The 280-nt window shown below is 66.1% G+C and carries 1 protein-coding gene; it reads right to left on the reverse strand.

What is annotated here, in order from left to right:
• The coding region (locus IF28_RS0135890; RefSeq protein WP_030229660.1) for a thiamine pyrophosphate-dependent enzyme at positions 1–280 on the reverse strand (280 nt) is incomplete at both ends.

Raw genomic sequence — 280 nt, forward strand, 5'->3', positions numbered from 1 at the left:
GTGGTCGGCGGCCTGGCGCAGGACCTCGGTGAGGTGTTTGCGGTCGGAGTCGACGGTGCGGGCGACGAAGGAGGCTTCGGCGCCGATGGCGAGGGAGACGGGGTTGAAGGGGGCGTCGAGGGAGCCCATCGGCGTGGATTTGGTGATCTTGCCGAGTTCCGAGGTGGGGGAGTACTGGCCTTTGGTGAGGCCGTAGATGCGGTTGTTGAAGAGGAGGATCTTGAGGTTGACGTTGCGGCGCAGGGCGTGGATGAGGTGGTTGCCGCCGATGGAGAGGGCG

Origin of the sequence: Streptomyces sp. NRRL WC-3626, assembly GCF_000718785.1 — a bacterium.
GTDB classification, from domain to species: Bacteria; Actinomycetota; Actinomycetes; order Streptomycetales; family Streptomycetaceae; genus Streptomyces; species Streptomyces edwardsiae.